The 23150-nt window shown below is 69.6% G+C and carries 22 protein-coding genes; 9 read left to right on the top strand and 13 right to left on the bottom strand.

The features are described from left to right. Nucleotides 1–21: 21 nt before the first annotated feature. The 5 genes from DY023_RS01205 (at nt 22) to rocD (ending at nt 3892) form a co-directional block, all read left to right on the top strand. Nucleotides 22–471 carry a hypothetical protein gene (locus DY023_RS01205; protein ID WP_245958530.1) on the top strand — a complete coding sequence of 150 codons (450 nt, stop codon included), beginning with the start codon at nt 22–24 and terminating at the stop codon, nt 469–471. Next, nucleotides 471–686 (top strand): helix-turn-helix transcriptional regulator, encoded by a 216-nt coding sequence (locus tag DY023_RS01200; protein WP_116240517.1) that lies wholly within the window; start codon nt 471–473, stop codon nt 684–686. The genes DY023_RS01205 and DY023_RS01200 overlap by 1 nt, the downstream gene beginning before the upstream one ends. A 1-nt stretch (nt 687) precedes the next feature. Further along, a complete protein-coding gene (locus DY023_RS01195) occupies nt 688–1671 on the top strand; it encodes an NAD(P)-dependent alcohol dehydrogenase (RefSeq protein WP_116240516.1) in 984 nt (327 codons plus the stop codon). Nucleotides 1672–1830: 159 nt separating this feature from the next. Beyond that, nucleotides 1831–2694: a dimethylargininase gene (gene ddaH / locus DY023_RS01190; protein WP_116240515.1), complete on the top strand. Its 864-nt coding sequence runs from the start codon at nt 1831–1833 to the stop codon at nt 2692–2694. Nucleotide 2695: 1 nt separating this feature from the next. Continuing rightward, nucleotides 2696–3892 (top strand): ornithine--oxo-acid transaminase, encoded by a 1197-nt coding sequence (gene rocD / locus DY023_RS01185; protein WP_116240514.1) that lies wholly within the window; start codon nt 2696–2698, stop codon nt 3890–3892. Nucleotides 3893–3994: 102 nt separating this feature from the next. On the opposite strand, the gene DY023_RS01180 is transcribed toward rocD, so the two are convergent. From DY023_RS01180 to DY023_RS01140, 9 genes are all read right to left on the bottom strand, one after another. Next, nucleotides 3995–4297: a hypothetical protein gene (locus tag DY023_RS01180; RefSeq protein ID WP_116240513.1), complete on the bottom strand. Its 303-nt coding sequence runs from the start codon at nt 4295–4297 to the stop codon at nt 3995–3997. A 188-nt stretch (nt 4298–4485) separates the two neighbouring features. After that, on the bottom strand, nt 4486–6351 hold the full coding sequence (locus tag DY023_RS01175; protein ID WP_116240512.1) for a BCCT family transporter: 1866 nt from the start codon (nt 6349–6351) through the stop codon (nt 4486–4488). Nucleotides 6352–6399: 48 nt separating this feature from the next. Beyond that, on the bottom strand, nt 6400–6903 hold the full coding sequence (locus DY023_RS01170; protein WP_245958529.1) for a GbsR/MarR family transcriptional regulator: 504 nt from the start codon (nt 6901–6903) through the stop codon (nt 6400–6402). 67 nt (nt 6904–6970) lie between these two features. Further along, nucleotides 6971–8584, bottom strand: coding sequence for an ABC transporter permease (locus DY023_RS01165; RefSeq protein ID WP_116240511.1), 1614 nt, complete (start codon nt 8582–8584; stop codon nt 6971–6973). After that, nucleotides 8581–9546 carry an ABC transporter ATP-binding protein gene (locus tag DY023_RS01160; protein WP_181905668.1) on the bottom strand — a complete coding sequence of 322 codons (966 nt, stop codon included), beginning with the start codon at nt 9544–9546 and terminating at the stop codon, nt 8581–8583. Before DY023_RS01160 ends, DY023_RS01165 begins: the two co-directional genes overlap by 4 nt. Nucleotides 9547–9711: 165 nt before the next feature. Further along, on the bottom strand, nt 9712–11316 hold the full coding sequence (locus tag DY023_RS01155; protein WP_116240532.1) for a molybdopterin-dependent oxidoreductase: 1605 nt from the start codon (nt 11314–11316) through the stop codon (nt 9712–9714). A gap of 156 nt (nt 11317–11472) precedes the next feature. Further along, on the bottom strand, nt 11473–12669 hold the full coding sequence (locus DY023_RS01150) for a multidrug effflux MFS transporter (RefSeq protein WP_116240510.1): 1197 nt from the start codon (nt 12667–12669) through the stop codon (nt 11473–11475). A gap of 3 nt (nt 12670–12672) precedes the next feature. Continuing rightward, nucleotides 12673–14043: an MFS transporter gene (locus DY023_RS01145; protein ID WP_116240531.1), complete on the bottom strand. Its 1371-nt coding sequence runs from the start codon at nt 14041–14043 to the stop codon at nt 12673–12675. Nucleotides 14044–14048: 5 nt separating this feature from the next. Next, nucleotides 14049–14489, bottom strand: coding sequence for a MarR family winged helix-turn-helix transcriptional regulator (locus DY023_RS01140; protein WP_245958528.1), 441 nt, complete (start codon nt 14487–14489; stop codon nt 14049–14051). Nucleotides 14490–14593: 104 nt separating this feature from the next. Here DY023_RS01140 and DY023_RS01135 point away from each other — a divergent pair, with 104 nt between their 5' ends. From DY023_RS01135 to DY023_RS01120, 4 genes are read left to right on the top strand one after another with little or no spacing between them, the layout of a single operon-like run. Next, nucleotides 14594–16132, top strand: a complete 1539-nt coding sequence (locus DY023_RS01135; RefSeq protein WP_181905667.1) for a glycoside hydrolase family 43 protein — start codon at nt 14594–14596, stop codon at nt 16130–16132. Further along, nucleotides 16129–17151 (top strand): LacI family DNA-binding transcriptional regulator, encoded by a 1023-nt coding sequence (locus tag DY023_RS01130; protein ID WP_181905666.1) that lies wholly within the window; start codon nt 16129–16131, stop codon nt 17149–17151. Before DY023_RS01135 ends, DY023_RS01130 begins: the two co-directional genes overlap by 4 nt. Further along, nucleotides 17148–17957: a DUF6807 family protein gene (locus DY023_RS01125; RefSeq protein ID WP_116240506.1), complete on the top strand. Its 810-nt coding sequence runs from the start codon at nt 17148–17150 to the stop codon at nt 17955–17957. Before DY023_RS01130 ends, DY023_RS01125 begins: the two co-directional genes overlap by 4 nt. Further along, nucleotides 17954–18841 carry a serine hydrolase domain-containing protein gene (locus DY023_RS01120; protein WP_116240505.1) on the top strand — a complete coding sequence of 296 codons (888 nt, stop codon included), beginning with the start codon at nt 17954–17956 and terminating at the stop codon, nt 18839–18841. The genes DY023_RS01125 and DY023_RS01120 overlap by 4 nt, the downstream gene beginning before the upstream one ends. Here DY023_RS01120 and DY023_RS01115 read toward each other — a convergent pair. From DY023_RS01115 to DY023_RS01100, 4 genes are all read right to left on the bottom strand, one after another. After that, on the bottom strand, nt 18831–19766 hold the full coding sequence (locus DY023_RS01115) for a carbohydrate ABC transporter permease (RefSeq protein ID WP_116240504.1): 936 nt from the start codon (nt 19764–19766) through the stop codon (nt 18831–18833). The genes DY023_RS01120 and DY023_RS01115 overlap by 11 nt on opposite strands. An 84-nt stretch (nt 19767–19850) precedes the next feature. Further along, a complete protein-coding gene (locus DY023_RS01110; protein WP_116240503.1) occupies nt 19851–21365 on the bottom strand; it encodes an extracellular solute-binding protein in 1515 nt (504 codons plus the stop codon). Next, the gene (locus tag DY023_RS01105) at nt 21362–22039 is read right to left on the bottom strand and encodes a YesL family protein (RefSeq protein WP_116240502.1); all 678 of its coding nucleotides are present in this window, start codon (nt 22037–22039) and stop codon (nt 21362–21364) included. The genes DY023_RS01110 and DY023_RS01105 overlap by 4 nt, the downstream gene beginning before the upstream one ends. Beyond that, a complete protein-coding gene (locus DY023_RS01100; protein WP_116240501.1) occupies nt 22039–23022 on the bottom strand; it encodes an ABC transporter permease in 984 nt (327 codons plus the stop codon). The genes DY023_RS01105 and DY023_RS01100 overlap by 1 nt, the downstream gene beginning before the upstream one ends. Nucleotides 23023–23150 lie beyond the last annotated feature (128 nt).

Genomic DNA, 23150 nt, shown 5'->3' with positions numbered 1-23150 from the left:
TCCATGTAAAGAATCTTTGACATGGAGGTGCTGGTCATGGTGTACCAGGAACGCGTCGCGTGGGCCCAGCTGATCGCTTCGGTCATCACCCTCGCGGGCTACGTCGTCGTCGTGCTCGTGCAGGCCGACGGCGGCGATCTCGCGTCGGTCGACTGGCTGCCGCTGATGCTGTGGACGATCGGTGCGGGCATCGTGCTGAGCATCCTCATCTCCGTCGTCTGGGGGATCATCGCCGGGATGCGCGACCGTGAGGCCACCACGGCATCCGACATCCGCGACCGCGACATCAGCCGGCTGGGCGGACGGGTCGAACATGCGTTCCTCGTGATCGCGGGTCTCGGGGTCATCGCACTGTGCGGGATCGGCGCCGGCCTGTTCTGGATCGCGAACACGATGTTCCTCGGTTTCGCGGTGTCCGCTCTCATCGGCGGGATCGCGCGCGTCATCGCATACCGCCGCGGGCTGGTCTGATGGTCAAGCCCACCCTCGTGACCAACACGATCCGCGCTCAGCGCGAGCAGGTCGGGATGACCCAGGCCGAGCTCGCCCGCCTGATCGGCGTCACCCGGCAGACGCTCATCGCGATCGAGCAGGGGAAGTATTCGCCCACGCTCGAGATCGCGTTCCAGATCGCGCGCGCCTTCGACGTGCGCCTCGAGGACCTGTTCCAGTATCCGGAGGAATGACATGCCCGAGACGATGGATGCCTGGGTGCAGAACGCGTACGGACCCGCGGCGGCCATCCACCGCGCCGAACGGCCGACACCCGTCCCGAGCAAGGGGCAGGTGCTGCTGAAGGTGCGCGCCATAGCGCTCAACGCCGGTGACGTGCGGATCATGCAGGGCGACCCCATGCTGGTGCGCCCGGTGTTCGGCTTCGCGCGGCCGAGGCAGCCGATCCGGGGCATGGACGTGGCCGGGACCGTCGTGGCGCTCGGACCGGGAGCTGACGCCGTGCGCGTCGGCGACGAGGTCGTCGTCGAGCTCCCCGGCGGGGGAGGGCTCGCCGAATACGCCGTGGCGCCCGCAGCGCGGCTGGTTCCGCGCCCGTCATCGGTGTCGCCGAGGGATGCCGCCTGCCTGCCCATCGCCGCCGGCACGGCCCGCCAGGCGCTCGACGCCGCAGGTATCGCAGCAGGCGGTCGCGTGCTCGTCATCGCCGCATCCGGCGGCGTAGGCACCTTCGCCGTGCAGCTCGCGGCGTCCGTCGGCGCCGAGGTGCACGCGACGTGTGCGGCCCGCAACGCCGCCTCGATCGGACGACTCGGGGCGACGACGGTGCTCGATCGCGACCAGCCGCTGCGGGAGCTGCCCGCCGGGAGCTACGACGCCGTGATCGACATCGCCGGCACAGCGCCGCTGCGCGACCTGCAGCGGCTGATCGTGGACGGCGGCCGTGTCGTGCTCGTCTCCGGGCAAGGCGGCCGTGTGCTCGGACCTGTCGGCCGGATGCTGCGCGCGGCCGTGCTCTCGGTCGGCTCGCGCCGGCGGATCCGTCCGCTCTCGGCGGTGGCGAAGCCCGAGATGCTGCGCGAGCTGCTGGCGCTCGTCGAGGCCGGCACGATCTCCCCGCTGATCGAGGCCGAGTACCCGTTCGATGAGGCCGGGGCGGCGCTCGCACGCGTCGAGGCCGGTCATGTGGTGGGCAAGATCGTCGTCCACGGCGTGTGAGATCCGTCGGCCGGGGTGTTGGCGTGCAGAGCATCCGTCGTGCGAAAATGGAGCATGGCGTGCCCTCGCGCATCTTCCCCGGCTCTGAGTCGAGTACGGGTCGAACTTCCGCCGGGCCCCTGGACAGCGTCCGCCGCATCCTGATTTCGAGGAGCACCCATGTCCACGCCTGAGACCGCGACCGCCGTCGCACCGGCGCGCATCGCCCACCACCGTCGCTACCTGATGTGCCGTCCCGAGCACTTCACGGTGAACTACAGCATCAACCCGTGGATGGAGCCGGCCAACCCGACCGACACGGCCAAGGCCCTCGAGCAGTGGCAGAAGCTGTACGACCTGTACCTCGAGCTGGGCCACGAGGTCGAGCTCATCGAGCCGCTCGCCGGCTACCCCGACATGGTCTACACCGCCAACGGCGGCTTCGTCATCGACGGCCGCGCCTACGTGCCGGACTTCTACTACGAGGAGCGCAAGGGCGAGGCGCCGGCGTTCGCCGAGTGGTTCCGGGCGAACGGCTTCGACACCGTCATGCCCAAGGAGATCAACGAGGGCGAAGGCGACTTCCTGCTCGCGGGCGACGTGATCCTGGCCGGCACCGGCTTCCGGTCCGCCGGTGACAGCCACCGCGAGGTGCACGAGGTGTTCGGCCGTGAGGTCGTCACGCTCACCCTCGTCGATGCGCGCTTCTACCACCTCGACACCGCCCTGACGATCCTCGACCCCGTCGTCGAGCCCGGCCAGACCGCGGGCATCGCCTACCTGCCGCACGCCTTCGACGAGGCATCGCAGAAGATCCTCGCGGAGCGCTTCCCCGACGCGATCCTCGTCGCCGACGAGGACGGCGCGGTGTTCGGACTGAACTCCGCCAGCGACGGCTACAACGTCATCATCTCGCCGCGCGCCACCGGCTTCGAGAAGCAGCTGCGCGAGCGCGGCTACAACCCGCTCACGGTCGACCTGTCCGAGCTGCTGCTCGGCGGCGGCGGCATCAAGTGCTGCACGCTCGAACTGCGCGGTGCCTGACATGGGCGGCATCGTGGACACGGCACTCGAACCGCACGTCGCCACCAACTACGCGCCGTTGCCGGTCGTCATCGCGCGCGCTGAGGGCGCGTGGGTGACGGATGTCGAGGGCAAGCGCTACCTCGACCTTCTGGCCGCCTACTCGGCCGTGAACTTCGGCCACCAGCATCCGGCCGTCGTCGCCGCGCTCACCGAGCAGCTCGGACGGGTGGCGCTCACCAGCCGCGCGTTCATGAACGACCGGCTGGAGCCGTTCGCCGCGGCGCTCTCCCGGCTGAGCGGCAAGGAGATGGTCCTGCCGATGAACACCGGCGCCGAGGCTGTCGAGACCGGCATCAAGGTCGCACGCGCCTGGGGCTACCGGGTCAAGGGCGTCGAGGACGGCAAAGCCCGCGTCGTCGTCGCCAAGGGCAATTTCCACGGTCGCACCACCACCATCGTCAGCTTCAGCGACGACGAGGAGGCGCGCGCGCCGTTCGGACCGTTCACGCCCGGTTTCGACCAGGTTCCCTACGGCGATGCGGATGCCATCGCCGAGGCCATCACCGACGACACGGTCGCCGTTCTCGTCGAGCCGATCCAGGGCGAGGCCGGTGTCATCATCCCGCCGGAGGGCTACCTGCGCCGCATCCGCGAGATCTGCGACGAGCGGAACGTGCTGTTCATCGCCGACGAGATCCAGTCCGGCCTCGGCCGCGTCGGCGAGACGTTCGCCTGCGACCGCGAGGGCGTCGTGCCCGACCTGTATCTGCTGGGCAAGGCGCTCGGCGGCGGAATCCTGCCCGTGTCGGCCGTCGTGGGCAACCGCGACGTGCTGGGCGTCATCCGCCCCGGCGAGCATGGTTCCACCTTCGGCGGCAACCCGCTGTCGGCCGCCGTCGGTCTGCGCGTGGTCGAGATGCTCGAGACCGGCGAGTTCCAGGAGCGCGCCCGCGCGCTCGGCGAGCACCTCGCCGGCGCGCTGCAGCCGCTGATCGGTCACGGTGTGACCGCCGTTCGCATCGCTGGCCTCTGGGTCGGCGTCGACATCGACCCCGCCCGCGGCACCGGCCGCGAGGTGGCCGAGAAGCTGATGGAGCGGGGCGTGCTGGTCAAGGACACGCACGGTCAGACCATCCGCATCGCCCCGCCGCTCGTCGTGCGTGCCACCGAGCTGGACTGGGCCGTCGAGCAGCTCCGCCTGGTGCTGGAGGGCTGACCACCCGTCATCCGACCGCGAGAAACGCCTCCCGGCGCGAGACAGGTGCGCATACACCGTTTCTCGCGCCGGGAGGTGTTTCTCGGCGAGGCGCGGGGTCGTTCAGGCGGGAGTGTCGTCGGGGTCGAGGCTCTTCAGAGCATCGGCTTCGACGGCGTTGTCCGCCTCCAGCTGCTCCTCGGTGTTCTCATCGCCGCCCAGCGGCGCATCCTGGTCATCGCCGGGAAGCTCCTCCTGGCCGCCGCCGAAGCGTCCGTCCGGAGCGGTGTTGTGTGCGGGGTTGTCCTCGGGAACGCCGGAGTGGCTGCCGGGCAGGCGGGGCTCGCCGCTGCCGAGCGGATCCTGGCCAGGGGTGTGCGGATACTGACCGGCATCCCGGTTTCCCTTGCTCTGCTGATCACTCATGGCTGGACGGTAACCGCTGTCGCCGGCGCCGGACAGGGCGTTGACAAAGTGCGTCCGTCGGCCTGCTGACCCGGTGCATCCCCGCCGGCCGCGTGCGCCGCCTGCGACGCTCGCGTACCGGGTCGATGCGTCTGTGCCGGGCGGATGCCGCGGTCGGTGCGGCGGGGCGCCGACGCCGGCCGTACCGCTCAGTCCTTGAGGAACGGGCCGGTGTCCTGCTGCGGAACCGTCGGATCGTCGAGGCCCGCCAGTTCGTCTTCGCCGACCAGCTCGTCGACGTCGAGCGTGGACGGGCTCGCGTCTCCATGGCTCTCCGCCGACAGCGCGCCCGCGGTGATGCGGATCGGTTCGGTCGGGGCGACCGGGAGTCCGAAGCGGCGCTGCATGCGCCGCACCCAGCGCGGCTGCGCGCCCAGCACGCCCTTCTCGTCGTGCGACTCGACCTCGAGGCCGTAGTACTCGCCGATCCGGTCGATGAACTGCGCGCGCTCCGCCTTCGCATATGCGCGCCGCTCACGGGTGAACGCGACGACCGTCGACCAGCACATCAGCAGCATCACCACGCTGAACGGCAGCGCGATCGTGATCGCCGCGGTCTGCAGCGCGGTCAGCCCGCCGGAGAGCAACAGCGAGATCGCCAGCAGCGCGGTGATCACGACGAAGAACGTGCGGATCCAGCGTTTCGGCTCGGGCTTGCCGCCGGTGGCGATCATGCCCATCACGAGTGCCCCGGAGTCGGCTGAGGTGATGAAGAAGATCGCGAGCAGCAGGATCGCGCCGACGCTGACGATCGCCGATCCGGGCACGTTCTGCAGCATCTCGAACAGTGCGCCCTGCAGGTCGACCGAGCCGTCCGGACCGGTGAGCGTGCCCGGGTTCGCCAGCTCCATCGCGAGCGCGGACCCGCCCAGCACCGAGAACCACAGGATGCCGAGCAGCGTCGGCACGAGGATGACGCCGACGACGAACTCGCGCACCGTGCGGCCCTTCGAGACCCGCGCGATGAAGATGCCGACGAACGGCGCCCACGAGATCCACCAGCCCCAGTAGAACGAGGTCCATGATGCCTGCCACTGCTCGCCAGCCTCGCCCTGGAAGGCGCTGACGTTGAAGGACAGCCCGACGAAGTTCTGGATGTAGTAGCCGATCGACTGCACGAAGTCGCGCAGCAGGAACTCGGTGGGGCCGACCGCGAGCAGGTACAGCACGAGAAGGCCCGCGAGCACGAGGTTCGCGTTCGAGAGCCACTTCATGCCCTTGGTCACGCCGGACAGCACCGACATCAGCACGAACACCGAGATGATCAGGATGAGGATGACCTGGGTCGTCTCGTCGGGGTCTGCGATGCCGGCGGTGTGCAGGCCCGAACTCATCTGCAGCACACCGAGGCCGAGTGAGGTGGCGACGCCGAAGAGCGTGCCGATCAGCGCGATGATGTCGATCGCATGCCCCCAGCCGCCCTCGACGCGCTTGCCGAGCAGAGGCTCGAGCGTCCACCGGATCGACACCGGGCGGCGCCGTCGGTGGATGGCGTACGCGAGGGCCAGGCCGATCACGACGTAGATCGACCAGGCATGCACGCCCCAGTGCAGGTACGTCTGCCCGAGTGCGGCCTGGGCCAGCTGCTCGGGGGTGCCCGTGACGCCGGGGCGCGGGTTCGCGAAGTGGCTCAGCGGCTCGCTCACGCCGTAGAACACCAGCCCGATCCCCATTCCGGCTGCGAACAGCAGCGAGAACCAGCTCATCAGTGAGAATTCGGGCTCTTCGTCGTCGCGGCCGAGCTTGATGTCGCCGAACCGGCTGAAGCCGAGGAAGAGGCAGAACGCGACGAAGAAGGCGGCGATCAGCACGTAGTACCAGTTGAAGGCGTTCACGATCGTCGTCTGGATCGTCTGGAACAGCGCTTCGGCGACCTTCGGGGCCAGAAGAGCGAACAGCACGAACAGCACGACGATCGCCGCGGACGGCCAGAACACCCACCCCAATACCTGTGGTTCATGGGGCGACCGCTGCGCGGTGGCCTTCGGACCTGATCCGTTCCCGTTGCCGCTCATTCCTCCACGCTATCCCGCGGGCACAGGGTGCGACAGAGGAATCCCTGGTCAGTCGGTGAGTCGGCGCTCGGCCCGCAGCATCTCCCACTCGTCGACGAGTTCCGGCATCCGCCTGGCCATGAAGCGGAAGAACTCGGCCATCTCCTCGGCGCGCTCCGTGGCTGCGTGGTCGGCGGAGTGCGCGGCGCCGATCGACTCGATGCTCGTGGCGAGACGCTCGTAGGTGGGCGCGTTGTTCGTCATCAGGCCGTACCAGGTGTCGGGGATGATCTCGTAGCGCGCCAGGCGATGGTCGGGGCGGGAGACCCGACGGATGACCATCACCGTCTGGAGATACCGGACGGCCCCGGAGACGGCCGCGGCGCTGACGCCGAGGCGCTCACCCAGTTCGGAGGCGGTGTACCCGCCGGCCGGTGCGGCGATCAGCGCCATCATGACTCGCGCGGGCATCCGGGGGAATCCGACCGCGGTGAGGATGGCTGCCGCATCCTCTGCGGCATCGACGGCGACGTGTCCGGCGTCGTCCTGCTCGGCCGTCATGTCGCTCTCCATGAGTCGATCCTCCCAAGGATTCCCTCGCTCCGCCGCGCGGAGGCCGTGCGGCGGAGCCGTGCTGTCATCACCCCGCCGGATGCAGCTCGCGCCGGCGCATCAGGCCGAGGGATGCCACGGCGGCGACCACCGCGGTGGCCGTGAGCCACCAGACGCCCTTGAGGTCGATGTCGCCGTTCCCCCCGAGCTCCGGCGTCTGGGTGAACGGCGACAGCCCGGTCAGCCAGTCCGGCAGCGAGAACAGCGGACCGAACATGCCGATGATCAGTCCCACCAGCACGAGCACCCAGCCCGCGACGATCGTCGCCCGCGGGACCAGGACGAAGACGAGGGCGGTGATCGACAGGAAAACGCAGGCGGCGATGCCCTGTCCGAGGCCGGCGACCACGGCGTCGTTCATGAGTTCGGAACCGGTCTCGCTGCGCGCGGCGCCGAGGGTCGAGCCGAGCAGCGCGCCCGCGATCGTGAGCACCACAGCTGCGAACGCGACCACCAGGTATCCACCCAGCCAGCGCACCCGGTCGACGGCCGACGCGAGCACGGGCTCGGCGGTGCCGTGCACCTCTTCCTGGCGGGCGCGGCACACCGTCTGCACGGCGGCACAGGCCGCGAGGACGCCGGCGATGATGTAGAAGATCACGACCATGCCCGACTCCAGACCGCCCTGCTGGGACAGCGATTCGAAGATCTTCTGCACCGCCTCGATCTTCGTGCCGATCTCGTTCACCACTGCGGCCAGGCTGGTGGCGAGCAGCCCGGTCAGGAACCCGCCGATCGCCCATCCGAGCACCGATCCGCGGGTGAGGTGCCAGACGAGGCCGATCGGGGTGCCGAGCGACGCCGGTGCCCAGCGGCGACCGTGCCGCTGGGGCACGATGCCCTCGCCGAGGTCGCGCACGGACTGCACCGCGAAGGCGACCGCGGTCAGCAGCGCGCCGACGCCGATGCCGAGCAGCGCCGGCCATACGGCGTCGTCGGCGTACGGGCGGGTGTTCTCCGCCCAGCCGAACGGCGACAGCCAGGCCAGCCAGCCGCTCTCCATGCGGGTGAGGTCGTCGCTGGGCGTGCCGAGTGCGTTGCCGAGTCCGGCCATCACGTAGGTCGCGACGAGGATCCACACCGCGAGGGAGTTCGCGCCGCGGGATGTGCGCATCAGCTGGGCCGAGAGCAGTCCGACCCCGAGGAAGCACAGCCCGACCGACGCGGTGGCGAGGCCGACGATCCACGACCCCGCCGCGGGATAGCCCGAGCCGAGGTACACCAGACTGATCAGCAGCCCGAGCACGACGTTCGCGAGCATTCCGTGCACGATCGTCGCCGCGAGCGGGGTGACCCGTGCAGCGGGCGTGGCCGAGATCAACTCGGCGCGGCCCTGTTCCTCCTCGGCGCGGGTGTGCCGCACCGCGAGGAACGTGCTCATGAAAGCGGCGAGCATGGCCAGGAACGGCAGGATGAGGAACAGGGCGACCTGCGCCTCGCCGGCACCGGAGGGCAGTCCGCGGAACATCAGGATGACGGGGTTGGCCATCACCGTGGCGAGCACGGCAGTGCGGTCCGCGAGGTCGCCGTACGATTCGGTGACGCCGCCGACGGCGGTCGCCGCGAGCGCGACGGTGCCGAGGATCCACAGCAGCAGCTGCACGCGGTCGCGCCGAAGCCGCTGACGCAGCAGCGCGTTCACTTCAGCGCCTCCTGTTCCTTCCGTTCGCGACGGGTCGCTGCGCCGTGGCCGTTCTCCAGCGCGTTCAGGTCGTCACCGTAGTGACGCAGGAACAGCTCCTCGAGGGAGGGCGGCTCGACACGCAGGCCTTCGACGCTGCGGCGCGCCAGTTCGGGGAGCACCCCGGCGACGCGGTCGCTGTCGACGGTGAATCGGGCGCGCCCTTCCGTGACGGTGCCGTCGTGCGCGTCGGGAATGCCCGCCAGAGCCTCCGCCGACGACGCATCGAACGAGATCTCGGTGCGGGTCAGGTGCCGCAGCTCCGCGAGGGTGCCGGTCTCGACGATCCGCCCCTCCCGGATGATCGACAGCCGGTCGCAGAGCTGCTCCACCTCGCTCATGATGTGACTGGACAGCAGCACGGTGGCGCCGGCGTCCCGCACCCGGGTGATCTCGCGGCGGAACATCACCTCCATCAGAGGGTCCAGGCCGCTGGTCGGCTCATCGAGGATGTACAGGTCGGCGGGCACGGCGAACGCCGCGACGAGGGCCACCTTCTGCCGGTTGCCCTTGGAGTACGAACGGCCCTTCTTCTGCGGGTCGAACTGGAAGGCTTCCATGAGTCGCAGCTTCTCGGTGCGGTAAGCCGGGTCCTTGGTGTGCGCGCCGCGCAGCCGGGCGAGGAAGTCGATGGCCTCGCCGCCGGACAGGTTGGGCCACACGCTCACGTCGCCGGGCACATAGGCGATGCGCCGGTGCAGGCGGGATGCCGCGTGCCAGGGCTCCTCGCCGAAGACGGATGCCTCGCCGCCGGACTTGCGCGCGAGTCCGAGCAGGATGCGGATGGTCGTGGACTTTCCCGCGCCGTTCGGGCCGAGGAAGCCGTGCACCTGGCCGGCTTCGACCTCGAGGTCGAGTCCGTCGAGCGCGTGCACGCGACCGTAGGTCTTCGTCAGACCGCGCGTGCTGATGATGGTGTTCATGAGAGGCGACGGTACGCCCATTTCATGAATTCGTGAACTATGTGAACGCGATCCTCGCGAAACCCTGACGGTGTGCGGAGCTTCCCCAGCTCCGGTCCCACTCGTTGCGGGTGTTCCGGGCGCGGCACCCGCATCCGCCCCGACCGGAGCCGCTGGGGATCGAGATCACGAGACGGTCACCGTGACCTCGTGCCAGCCGGTCGCGCCGTCGGGCGCCGGGGGAGCGGAGTCGCCGGTCTGGGGCTTCCCGTCGGAGCCGATCGCGCGGCACCGGAGCGTGTGGTCGCCGGCATCCGCGTCCCACAGCATCCGCCACTGCACCCAGGTGTCGTCGGAGATCGCTGCGGCGAGATCGGCGGCCCGCCAGGGGCCGTCGTCGATCTGCACCTCGACGCCGGCGACGCCGGAGTGCGGCTGCCAGGCGACGCCGGCGATCATCGTCTCGCCGGCGGGTATCGGAGTGCGCGGGCGCGGCACGTCGATGCGGGACTGAAGTTTGATCGGCCCCTTCGCCGACCAGCCGCGGTCGGTCCAGTACGCCGTCGCCCGGTCGAACCGGGTGACCTCGAGGTCGGTGACCCACTTCGTCGCCGACACGTACCCGTACAGGCCGGGGACGACCATCCGCACCGGGAACCCGTGCTCGAGCGGCAGCGGCTCGCCGTTCATGCCGATCGCGAGCAGCGCGTCGCGGTCGTCGGTGAGAACCTCGAGGGGTGTCCCGGCGGTGAAGCCGTCGGACGAGGTCGACAGCACCATGTCGGCGTCCGGGTCGGGCTGCGCCCGCTTCAGCAGCTCGCGGATCGGGTAGCCGAGCCAGACGGCGTTGCCGACGAGGTCACCGCCGACGGTGTTCGACACGCACGAGAGCGTGACGGCCCGCTCGACCAGGGGCAGGGCGAGCAGCTCGTCCCAGGTCAGCGTCACCTCCTGCGCGACCAGGCCGTGGATGCGCAGCCGCCAGTCCGCAGGGTCGACGGAGGGCACGACCAGGGCGGTGTCGATCCGGTAGAACGCGGTGTTCGGCGTGATCACGGGGGTGAGGTTGGGGATGCCGAGTTCGGCATCCGCCGGGATCGCCGGGGCGGGGGATGCGGCGCGGGGCAGTCGGATGGCCTCGCGGACCGCAGTCACGGCGGTCGATCCGGCGCGGGCCAGCCCGCCCGCGAAGGCCATCAGGACGCCGGCCGCGGCGGTGCCGCCGGCCCATGCGAGGAAGCGCCGACGGGAGGGGCCCTCGGATGCCGTGCCGGCTGCGACGGATGCAGGGACGTCGTCATCTCTGTCGGCGGACACGCCGGGGTTTCGGCCTGCAGGCGTACTCCCTGCCTGCATCCGTACCGGGGCGACGCGCATGAGCAGTCGCAGCGCGGTCGCGGCCACCACGCCGGCGATCACCGACGGCACCCAGGCCGAGAATCCGGCATCCGGCCGGGTGAGCGCCAGGATGCCGACGCCCACTCCGAGAACCGCGAACGCGATGACGCCGGAGCGCGGCCGGCGGGCCTCGGCGAGGCCCGCGAGCGCGGCCGCCGCGAGCAGCACGATGCCGATCCCCACCAGCAGGGCGGCCTTGTCGGCGGTGCCGAACCACGCGATCGCGGTGTCCTTCGCCCAGGCCGGCGCGACGTCGATCAGGGCGCCGCCGATGACCGCGAACGGGCTCGACGATGGCGCGAGCAGTGCGGCGACGAGTTCGCCGGCACCTGCGCCGACGACCGCCGCTGCGATTCCCGCCACGGCTGCGGTCCCGCGTGATGCTCCGTTCATGTCCTCAGCGTACGAGCGTCGCGACGCGGGCATCCCGTTTCTCACCGACTCGTAAGATCCGCTGTTCCGCACCCGCCCCGGACGCTCCGGTCTCAGCGGATGCGGGTCGGGCAGCGACACGCACCCGCAACGAGTGAGACCGGAGCCAGAGGCGGGTCAGCCGTGCGATGCCGAGCCGGATGCCGGGCGGCTCGTCGCCAGCGTCAGGACCAGCGCCGCGACGAGGGCGGCGACCATCGTCGCGCCGAGCAGCGTCGCGGAGACGCCGAACGACGACACCAGCGGCGGCACGAGCGCCCCCACCAGCAGTGTCATCGTGCCGAGCACCGCCGAGGCCGATCCTGCACCCCGCGTGATCCGCCCGAGTGCGAGCGCGGTCAGGGCGGGATTGTTCACGCCGTGCGTGGACACGGCGACGAACAGCGGCACGAGCAGCCACGGCAGTGCCGACGACGTCGCGGCCGCGAGCACCACGGCGATCGCGGCCGCGAGGCCGACCGTGAGCGCGAGCCGCACCATCCGCTCGCCAGGCACCCGCCCGGCCATGCGCCGGTTCAGCTGGGCGGCACCCAGGATGCCGAGTGAGTTCACCGCGAACACCGCCGCGAACCCCTGCGCGCTGAGCCCGTACTGCTCCTGCAGCACGAACGGCGACAGCTGCAGGTAGGTGAACAGCACGATCCCGGCGAGCGAGAGCGTCAGCGCGGTGAGCATGAAGCCGCGATTCGTCAGGGCAGCCCCGATCCCGCGGAAGTCGTTCCGGATGCCGCCGTCGGTGCGCTCGCCGCGGGGCAGCGACTCCGGCACGAGCAGTGCCGACACCGCCAGCAGCAGCGCGCCGATCACCGCGAGCGCGACGAAGACCCCGCGCCAGTCGCTGAACGTCACGATCGCACCGCCGAGGAGAGGCGCGAGCACCGGCGCCACGCCCATCACCGCGGCGAGGGTCGAGAACGCGGCCATCGCGTCGGCCCCAGAGAACAGGTCGTGCACGACCGCGCGGGCGATCACCATCCCGCCCGCGCCGCAGAGCCCCTGGATGAGCCGGATCGCGATCAGCGCGCCGATCGTCGGCGCGAGCGCGCACAGCACCGAGGTGATCACGAACCCGGCGACGGCGATGATCAGCGGCATCCGCCTGCCGTACCGGTCGCTGATCGGCCCCCACAGCAGCTGCCCCACCGCGAGGCCGATCATGCACGCGCTCATGGTGAACTGCGTCAGCGATTCGGATGCCCCGAGGTCGGCGCCCAGCTGCGGCAGGGAGGGCAGGTACACGTCGAGCGAGATCGGGCCGAAGGCCGTCAGGGCGCCGAGCGCCAGCATGAGGGAGCGGGGATGCCGGGTGGCCATGCGTCAGGCTTCGGAGGGCTCGGGGCCGGCCTTCGGCGCACGGCCCGGTTCCGTCTCGGGAAGGCGCAGAGGCGTCGTCGACGCGGCGGGATCGCTGTAGGAGGTCGGCTCCATCGCCCGCACCACCGAGACCGGGCGGGTCTCGTCGAGCGTGAGCAGGAACCGGGCGTCCTCGCGGCGGTGCAGGCGGCCCGACCACAGCATCCAGCCGACGCCGATCGCGCAGGCGAGCAGGCCCGCGACGCCGCCCACGACGATCGCGGTGCGCGCTGAGAACGTGTCGACGACCCACCCGGCGATCGGCGCGCCGATGGGTGTCGATCCCATCACGACCGCCATGTACAGCGCGAGTACGCGTCCGCGCAGCGCCGGGTCGGTCGTGGTCTGCACGTAGCCGTTTGCCGTGGTCAGCATGGTGACGGTCGAGAACCCGACGAAGGTCAGCACGACCGCGTACGCCCCGTAGGTGGGCATCATGGCCGAGATGATGGATGCTGCGCCGAACCCGCCTGCGGCGATCACGAGCACGCGCACCCTGGCGCGGTCGCGCCGTGCGGCGAGCAGCGCACCGGCGAGCGATCCGATCGCGAGCACCGAGCTGAGCAGGCCGTAGCCGTCGGCGCCGCGATGGAACTCGAGCGCCATGGTGGACGCGAAGATCGGGAAGTTCATGCCGAAGGCTCCGATGAGGAACACCATCACGAACACGACCTTCAGGTCGCCGCGGCCCATCACGTACCGGAAGCCGGCCGCCAGGCCGCCCCCACCGCGCCGGTTCTTCGCGCGCGGGATCAGCTCGCCCTTGCGGATCAGCAGGAGCGCCACGAGCATCGCCAGGAAGGTGATCGCGTTCGCGATGAACACCCATCCGGAGCCGATCGCCACGATGAGCACGCCGCCGACGGCGGGACCGATCAGGCGGGCCATGTTGAACGACGCGGAGTTCAGGGCGACGGCGTTCGACGTGTCCTCGAGGCTCACCATGTCGGACACGAAGGCCTGCCGGGCCGGGGCGTCGAAGGCGTTGGTGATGCCGAAGCACAGGGCGAACAGGAACATCAGCGGCAGGGTCATCACGCCGGTCAGCAGCAGCACGGCGACCGCGACGGCCAGCGTCATGAGGGTGGTCTGCGTGGCCAGCAGCACCTTGCGCCGGTCGAAGCGGTCGGCCACCCAGCCGGTGAGGCTGACCAGCAACAGCGGCGGACCGAACTGCAGGGCCATGGTGACGCCCATCGCGGTGGCATCGTTGTCGGTGAGCTCGGTCAGCACCACCCAGTCCTGGGCGGTGGCCTGCATCCAGCCGCCGATGTTCGAGATGACGGCGCCGAAGAACCAGGTGCGGTAGTTGAAGGTCGCGAACGACCGGAACATCTGGCTCATCGCTCGGCGACCTTCCGCATCAGGGCGCTGGCGTCGCGCAGAGTCTGCAGTTCGGCCTCGGTGAAGTCGAGTCCGGCCAGGGCGACGGCGAGAGCGGTGTCGCGCTTGTTGATCGTGTCGGCGACGACGGCGTTCCCCTCGTCGGTGATGTCGATCTGCACGCGGCGGCGGTCATCCTCGTCGGGCACGCGCACAACGAGGCCGGACTCCTCGAGGCAGTTCACCGTGCGGTTCATCGACGGGGCCGAGACGTGCTCGCGTTCGGCGAGCGATCCGAGCGTGGCCCGCCCGTGCGCCCGGAGGGTGGCCAGCACGGCGAACTGCGCGTCGCTCATTGAATCGACCGCGCGCTCGCGGCGCAGTCTCCTGGCCAGGCGGAAGGTCGCCAGCCGGAGGTCGACGGCGGCGGCGTGGAAGGAGTCTTCGGAAGCAGTCACTATTTAGCTAGTCTAACTAAATGTTGCCCGGAAAGCGATGTCCGATCTGAGATCGTGGTGCGGCCGCATGGACAGGAACCGGTTTCTCGACTACCGTGATGCGAGTGAACCTCGTCGACGATGCGAGCCGGTACCGCAACCCGATCATCGATTCCGACGTGCCCGATCCGGATGCGATCCGCGTCGGTGACAGGTTCTATCTGGTCGCATCGAGCTTCCACCGCGCACCGGGACTGCCCGTCTTCGAGTCGCGTGACCTGGTCGACTGGACCCGCATAGGCTACGCCCTGGAGCGCAACGAACCGGCAGCGTGGTTCGGGCTGCCGCGGCACGGCTGCGGCGTCTGGGCGCCGTCGATCCGCCACCACGACGGACGGTTCCACATCGTCTTCCCCGACCCCGATCAGGGCATCTTCGTCGTCACGGCCGAGAACCCTGCGGGCCCGTGGACGCCGCCGCGTCTGCTGCTGGCGGGACTCGGCCTGATCGACCCGTGCCCGCTGTGGGACGACGACGGCCGCACCTATCTCGTGCACGGCTGGGCCCGCTCGCGGGCGGGTCGCAAGAACGTGCTGACGGTCGTCCCGGTCGACGCCGGACTCACCGCGCCGACCGGACCCGCGGTCGACGTCATCGACGGCGACCTGCTCGACGGCTTCACGACGCTCGAGGGGCCGAAGTTCCACAAGCGCGACGGGGAGTACTGGATCCTCGCGCCGGCCGGCGGCGTGGCCACCGGCTGGCAGACGGCCTTCCGCGCAGACAGCCCGTTCGGCCCGTACCGACACCGGATCGTGCTCGCACAGGGCGACACCCCGGTCAACGGGCCCCATCAGGGGGCGTGGGTGGACGACGGCGAGGGCGGCGACTGGTTCCTGCACTTCCAGGACCGCGGCGTGTTCGGGCGGGTGCTGCATCTGCAGCCGATGGCCTGGGACGCCGACGGCTGGCCGCTCATGGGCCGCGCCGTCGCCGGCGGTCCGGCGGAACCCGTGCTCGACCACCCGGCACCGCTGCGCGGCAGGCAGGGCGCCCGCAGTCTCGCCCGCTCCGACGACTTCGCCGGCGGACTGCCGGGCGCCCACTGGCAGTGGGAGGCCGACCCCGACCCGCGCGCGATCGTGACGCAGGGCGAGGAAGGCTGGCGAGACGACGCCCTCACCCTGCGCGGCAGCCCCGACGGCGGCAGCATCCGCACCCTTCCGCGCGTGCTCTCGCAGCCGCTGCCCGGCTGGAGCAGCACCTCCTCCGTCGACATCGAACTGCCTGATGTGGCACCCGGCGCCCGCGCCGGGATCGCCGTGCTCGGCCTCGACTACGCCTGGGCGGGAGTGCGATGCACGGCGTCGGGCCCGGTCGCGGTCGTCGCCGTGCGGAGCCGCGACGACCAGGAGGAGCGCGTCGTGGCATCCGTGCCGCTGCGCGAGTCGCGCGTGCGCGCGACGTTCGACGTGGGCGACGATGCCCACGTGCGCGTGAGTCTGCAGGCGGACGGTGCCAGGATCGACGTGGACCCGCAGTTCCACGCGGTCCAGGGGCAGTGGGTCGGCGCGGCGATCTCCCTGTTCGCGGCTGGGGCTCATGGCGCGGACGAGACGATCGCCCGGTTCGCCGATTTCCGCATCACGACGGGAGATCGATGACCATGGCAGGCAAGCGTGCACGCACGACGCCGACTCGCGAGACGACGATCATGGACATCGCCCGCGCCGCCGGGGTGTCGAAGGCCACGGTGTCGCGGGTGCTGAACTCGGTGCCGACGGTGAATGAGGAGATCGCGCAGCGAGTGCGGCAGGTGATCGACGAGCTGGGCTACACGCCCAGCCAGACGGCCCGCTCGCTCTCGCTCGGCGTCAGCCGCACTGTCGGCGTGCTGGTGCCCGATCTGGGCAACCCGATGTTCCACCAGGTGCTGCACGGCTTCAACCGCGCCGCAGCCCGCGACGGCTACCGGGTCGTCGTCGCCGATGCGTTCGAGGATGCCGAGAGCGAGGCCGAGCTCGCCAGGGACCTGCGCGACCGCACCGACGCGGTCGCCCTGTTCTCGCCGCGGATGACCCGCGCCGAACTGCTCGAGCTGCTGCCGCGGGTCGGGCCGGTGGCGGTGTTCAACCGCACCACCGGACTGAACGCCGGTTCGGTGCTGATCGACTATCACGAGGGCGTCATGGTGCTCGCCCGGCACCTGATCTCGCTCGGCCACCGCAGGATCGCGTTCCTCGTCGGGCCCGCCTACGCGCGTGCCAACTGGGAGCGCGAGCGCGGGCTGCAGGAGATCCGCGAGCAGCACCCCGAGGTGGAGATCGTGGACGTGCCCTGCGGGCACTCCTTCGAGGACGGCTACATCTCGTGGCCGGCGATCCGCGAGACCGGGGCGACCGCGGTGATCGCGTACAACGACGTGGTGGCCCTCGGCCTGCTCGGCAGGCTCTCCGAGGAGGGCGTCGCCGTTCCGGCGGAACTGTCGGTCGCCGGCTTCGACGACATCCCGTTCGCGCGCTACTCGTCGCCGTCGCTGACGACCATGACGTCGCGGCTGGCCGAGATCGGCGAGCGGATCTGGACGGTGCTGCGCGCCGAGATGACGGATGCACCAGAGCGCGAGCCGATCATGTTCTCGCCCGAGCTCGCCGTGCGCGGCAGCACGAAGGAGTGCCCATGACGATCGACCTGCTGCCCTCCGGCGCAGTCCGCTATCACGAGGGAGCCGCGGTGCGGCGGGGGCTGTCCCCGCGTCCCTATCTCACCGCGACGGCACCGGGCGGTGCGCCCGCCACCGAGGTGTCGCCCGATGATCACCTGCACCACCTCGGGCTGAGCCTGGCGCTGCCCGACGTGAGCGGTGCATCCTTCTGGGGTGGCAGCACCTATCGGCGCGGCGAGGGCTCAGTCATGCTCGACAACCACGGCATCCAGCAGGTGACGGGGCGCGACAGCGCGCCGGGTCGCGTCGACGAGCGCCTGGTCTGGCGGGCCAGGGACGGGAGCGCCCTGCTGCACGAGGAGCGCACGATCAGCGCGCAGGCGGATGCCGGTCAGGTGATGGTCTCGTGGACCACCCGGCTCACCCCCGCCGCCGGAGGGGTCACGTTCGGCAGTCCCCAGACCAACGGGAGGCCCGGCGCCTTCTACGGCGGCCTGTTCTGGCGCACCGCGCTGCGCACCGCACGTGTCCGCACGGCGGACGGCGACGGCGTCGACGCCGCACACGGCTCGACGTCGCCGTGGATCGCACTGGACGGCGAAGACGCATCATTCGTCGCGGCGACCAGCACCGGGATGCCGTGGTTCGTGCGCTCCGAGGGGTATGTCGGCTTCCTGCCCGCCGTCGCCGTGGAGGAGCGCAGGGTGCTCGCCCCGGGGGAGACGCTGCTGCTGGACCTGGTCGTCGCGATCGCGGATGACCCGTTCGCCGATCCGGCGGATGTCGCCGGTCGGCTGCTCTCCGGCATCCGCGACGCGGTATGAACGCGCAGGAGTTCCTCGACGGGGCCGCGCAGCTCGGCATCGCGGTGCGCCACCTCTCGGTGAGCGTCGGCGGTCGGTGTGTCGTGCGCTTCGGTTCGGACGAGCCGCACCGAATGTACTCGGTGTCGAAGTCGCTCACCGGGCTCGCGATCCTGCTGCTCGCCGAAGAGCGGATGCTGCGCCTCGACGATCCGATCGTCATGCACTTCCCGGAGATGGTGCCGGTGCACCCCTGGCTCGCCGCGACCCGCATCGACGACATGCTCGCCATGACCGGCCCGCACCAGCGCACCACCTACGACGAGAACACGGCCGGCTGGCTGGAGTCGTACTTCCGGGTGCCGCCGGTGCGGCCGCCCGGCATCCGGTTCACCTACGACACCAGCGCGTCGTACACGCTGGCCGCACTGGTGGAGCGCCTGGCCGGCATGCCGCTGCTGGAGTATCTGCGCCCGCGGCTGCTCGATCCGCTCGGCATCGGGGCGGAGGCGCGGTTCGTCACCGGCCCCGAGGGCATCAGCCACGGCGGATCAGGGCTGATCATCCCACCCGGTGACATGCTGCCGGTCGCCGAACTGCTGAACGCCGGTGGTGGCGACGTGCTGCCGGCCACGGTCGTTTCCGCGCTGCTCGAGCGCCGCAGCGACCCGTCGCCGCAGAACTGGGGCATCCCGTTCCTCGCCGGCTACGGCCGGCAGACCTGGCTGCCCGGCGACGGCGCCTGGATGATGTTCGGCATGCACGGGCAGTTCGTCTACGGCGATCCGGCCCGCGAGATGGCAGTCGTCGTGGCATCCGATCCGCTGCCGGGGATGGCACCCGGCGCCGACCGGCGGGTCGCGCGGATGCTGTGCGAGGGGTTCGCCGTGCCGCTCAGCCCTTGACCGACCCGATCATCGCGCCCTTCACGAAGAAGCGCTGTACGAACGGGTAGACGATCAGCATCGGCAGGGTGGCGATGAAGATCACGGCCATCCGCACCGATTGCGCGGGCGGCACGACGTCCACCGCGGAGTCGTCGGCGTTCATGCCGCTCGCGACGATGACGATCTGGCGCAGCAGCACCTGGATCGGCCACTTCTCTGAGCTGTTGATGTACAGGATCGCGCTCTGGTAGGTGTTCCAGTAGTACACCGCGTAGAACAGGCCGATCGTCGCCAGCGAGGCCATCGACAGCGGCAGCACGATGCGCCAGAACACGCCCATCTCGGTGCATCCGTCGATGCGTGCGGCCTCTTCGAGGCTCTCCGGCATGGCCTGGAAGAAGCTGCGCATGATCACGAAGTTGAACGCGTTGATAGCGACCGGGATGATCAGCGACCACAGCGAGTCGATCATGCCCAGGCTCTTCACCACGATGAACGTGGGGATCATGCCGCCGCTGAAGAGCATGGTGAACACGACGAGGAAGTTGACGACCCGCCGCCCCTTGAGGTGCTTCTTCGACAGCGCGTAGGCCATGAACGCGGTCAGGATGAGGCTGATCATCGTGCCGCCGATCGTGACGACCGCCGAGACGCCGAGCGCCCGGAAGATCGTCGGCGTCGACAGGATGTACCTGTACGCGTCGAGCGAGAACTCGTGCGGCCACAGGATGAACGGGCGGGTCGCCAACTCACCCGGTGTCGCCAGCGAACTGGCCAGCACGTTCACGAACGGCAGCACGCAGACCAGCGCGAAAGCGGTCAGCAGCAGCGCGTTGACCACGACGAACACGCGGCGTCCGGGAGTGATCCGGCGGCGCTTGCGGTTCTCGCGGCGCACCTGGATCGGGATGGTCGCGCTGTCCACGCGAGGGGTGCTGGTCATCTCGGTCTCCGCTCTGCGGCGGGGCGCAGGCGCACAGCGGCTTCGGGTGCCGTGCTGTGCGCCTGCGTCCGGGTCATGGTCGGTTTACTTGCTGTCCTCGTACGACGCGGTGAACTCGTCGACGACCTTGTCCAGGCCCTTGCCGCCGAGATCCTCGATCGCCGCCTCGTAGCCGTCCATGTCGAGCTGGCCGACCATGAACTTGTTGTACGCGTCGTTCGCGCCCTGGGCGATCGTCGACCAGCTCTGGTCGAAGGTCGCCGACGAGAGCGGCAGCGACGGGTCGATGATCGCGAACTCGGTGTTCTCGTCCATCAGCTTCTGCGCCTCGTCGACGTACGGCGTGCTGCTCTTGAATGTCGTCACGATGTCAGACGGACGCGACGAGCCGTAGGGCTGCACCTCCGCCTCCCAGGTGGGCTGGTCGCTGATGGTGATCACGCCGTCGGCGTCGATCGTGTAGTGCTCGTCCTCGATGCCGTTGGTCATCAGGCCGAAGGCCTCCTCGTCGAGGAGCTTGTCGATGAACGCGAGCACCGACTTCAGCTCGTCCTCGCTCTTCACCTTGGTGGTGGAGATGCCCAGCCAGCCGCCGAAGCCGCCGTTGGTGTCGGACAGGATGCGGCGCGGCACGTCGTCGTAGGTCATGTCATTGACCAGCGCCCACGCCATCGGAGTGTTCGGGTCTGCGCTGGTGGCGAGGTTCATGTAGTTCTTCGCCTCGAACAGGCCGGTCACCACGATGCCGCCCTTGCCCTGGGCGATGGCGTCCTGCTGGTTCTGCTTCTGCATGGTGACGAACTCGTTGTTCACCGCGCCCTGGTCGTAGAGATCGCGATACCACTCCATGGCGTCCTTGAACTCGTCCGTGGTGAAAGTGGGGACGACCTCGCCGTCGTCGTTCACCTCGAAGTTGTTGCCGGCGCCGAAGTAGCCGGCGATCATCTTGAAGCCGAGCTTGAAGCTCTCGGCTCGGTCGATGAACCCGGTGGTGTCGTCCTTGCCGTTGCCGTCGGGGTCGTCGTTCGTGAACGCGACGGCGACCTTCGCCAGGTCTTCGAGGGTGTGCGGCGTCTCGAGGCCGAGGTTGTCGAGCCAGTCCTGCCGGATCAGCACGCCGTAGCGCGCCATCTGCTTCTGGAACGGCACGCCGTACAGGTGTCCGTCGACGCGTGCCGAGGCGATGGTCTGCTCGTCGATCTTCGACAGGTTGGGGTAGTCCTTCAGGTACTTCTCGACGTCCCAGAACTGGCCGGACTTCAGCGCCTGGCGCACCGAGGTGTTGGAGATGTTGGTGAGCGAGGTGATGTCGGCGAGCGAGTCGGATGCCAGGGCCGCGTTGATCTTCTCGTCCTTCGAGGCGTCGGGCACCCACTGGAACTCCAGCGTCGAGCCGGTGTACTTCTCGAGCGCCGTCTGGATCGGGCCGTCGGACTCAGGGGTGGTCGGCGTGTGCAGCATCGCCATCCAGCTGATCTTCTCGGCGGTCTTCGGCTTCTCCGCGCTCGTGTCCGCGTCGGCCGATCCGCACGCGGTGAGCGCGAGTGCGGCGACGGCGACGGAAGCGACGGCGATTCCGAGCCTGCTGTGGTTCCTCATTCTGATGTTCCTCTCGCAAGGTGGACACGGGCATGCGCGCTTTCGCGAGCCCTGGGGGGTGAGGTCTGGGGGTCGTCCTCGGTGAGCGCGCCGAACACGACGCGGGTGACGAATCCGATCGCAGCGGCCGGGATGCCGATCCCGAACAGCACCAGCGCGGGAAGGGCGCAGGTGGCCAGCAGCCACACGGTGCCGGCGACGGCGGCTCCGGCGATGATGGTCCACTGCAGCGAGCCGATGCCGAGCATCAGCGCCGCCGCGATCTGGCGGAGCGGGCCGCGGATGTCGGTGGCGGCCATCACCGGGAACACGTAGGCGGCGATGATGCAGATCACCACCAGCGCGACGATGTTCGCGAATCGCAGCATCCAGGTGCCGGCGCCGAGGATGTTGGTGCTCACGATCAGCGCCGCCGCGGTGAGGATCCAGCCCATCGCAGCGGCCCGCCAGTACTGCGCGCGGAAGTGGCCGAGGAACGCCCGGGTCACCGGCGGCGTCTCACCGAACCGGAACCAGCGGTCGACATACGCGGCGACGGCGTAGGAGGCGGGGCCGATGCCGAACAGCACCAGCCCGGCCAGGGTGGCCGCGATCCACAGCAGGTTCAGGTACGCCAGCTTGTAGGCGCCCCGCAGGAAGAGGTTGAGCTTGACGAAGGCTTCGAAGGAGAACATCAGAACACGCCCTCCTCGCCGAACTTCTTCGCCATCCGGTTCGCGCCGACCACGAGCACCAGTCCGACGAGTCCCTTGAACAGGCCGACGGCGGTGGCGTAGCTGAGTTGCCCGTTCTGGATGCCGGCGGTGTAGACGTAGGTGTCGAAGATCTCGCCGACCTCGCGGTTGAGCGAGTTCAGCATCAGGAACATGTGCTCGAAGCCCAGTTCGAGGAAGTCGCCGATCGCGAGGATGAACATGACGATGATGACGGGGCGGATCGCCGGCAGCGTGATGTGCCAGGTCTGCGACCAGCGTCCGGCGCCGTCGATCTCGGCGGCCTCGTAGAGCTGCAGGTCGACGCCGGTCATCGCGGCGAGGTAGATGATCGTGCCCCAGCCGGCCGTCTTCCAGATCTCCTGCATCGTGTACAGCGGACGCAGCCAGTTCGGGTCGGTGAGGAACGGGATCGCGGGCAGCCCCCAGGACTGCAGCAGCTGGTTGACGCTGCCGCCGTCTGTGGTCAGCAGCACGTAGAACAGCGACACGACGATCACCCACGACATGAAGTGCGGCAGATAGATGACGGTCTGGATGCTGCGCTGGAAGAACTTGAGGCGCAGCTCGTTCAGCATCAGCGCCAGGATGATCGGCACCGGGAACGAGAAGATCAGCAGCAGCAGCGAGATGACGACCGTGTTGGTCAGCAGCATCCCGAACGTGTCCTCGGTGAAGAACCGTACGAAGTGGTCGAAGCCGACCCACGGGCTGCCGGTGATCCCGCGGAACGGCGAGTAGTCCTGGAACGCGATCACCAGACCGGCCATCGGCACGTACTTGAAGATGATGAAGTACGCGATGCCGGGCAGCGCCATCAGGTAGAGCGCCTTGTGGCGCCAGATGTGCTGCCACCAGGTGCGGCGGCGGTGCTGCGGGGGCAGGTCGGCGGGCGGCAGCTCCGCGTCGGCGCGAACGCTGGTCGGTGCGAGATCGATCGCCATCGAGGGGCCTCTTCCTGCGCTCATCTTCGAGTCGGGGTGCGGGGTGCGGTGCTGAGAAAACGCTTCTTCAGTAACCGGTTTCCCGAGAGTAGCACGGGACCGGGGCGGCAACAACCATTGGTTTCGCA

It is taken from the genome of Microbacterium bovistercoris, assembly GCF_003387575.1.
Lineage (GTDB): Bacteria > Actinomycetota > Actinomycetes > Actinomycetales > Microbacteriaceae > Microbacterium > Microbacterium bovistercoris.
The sequence above is the reverse complement of the archived record's forward strand: the minus strand, read 5'-3'. Positions and strand labels throughout refer to the sequence as shown.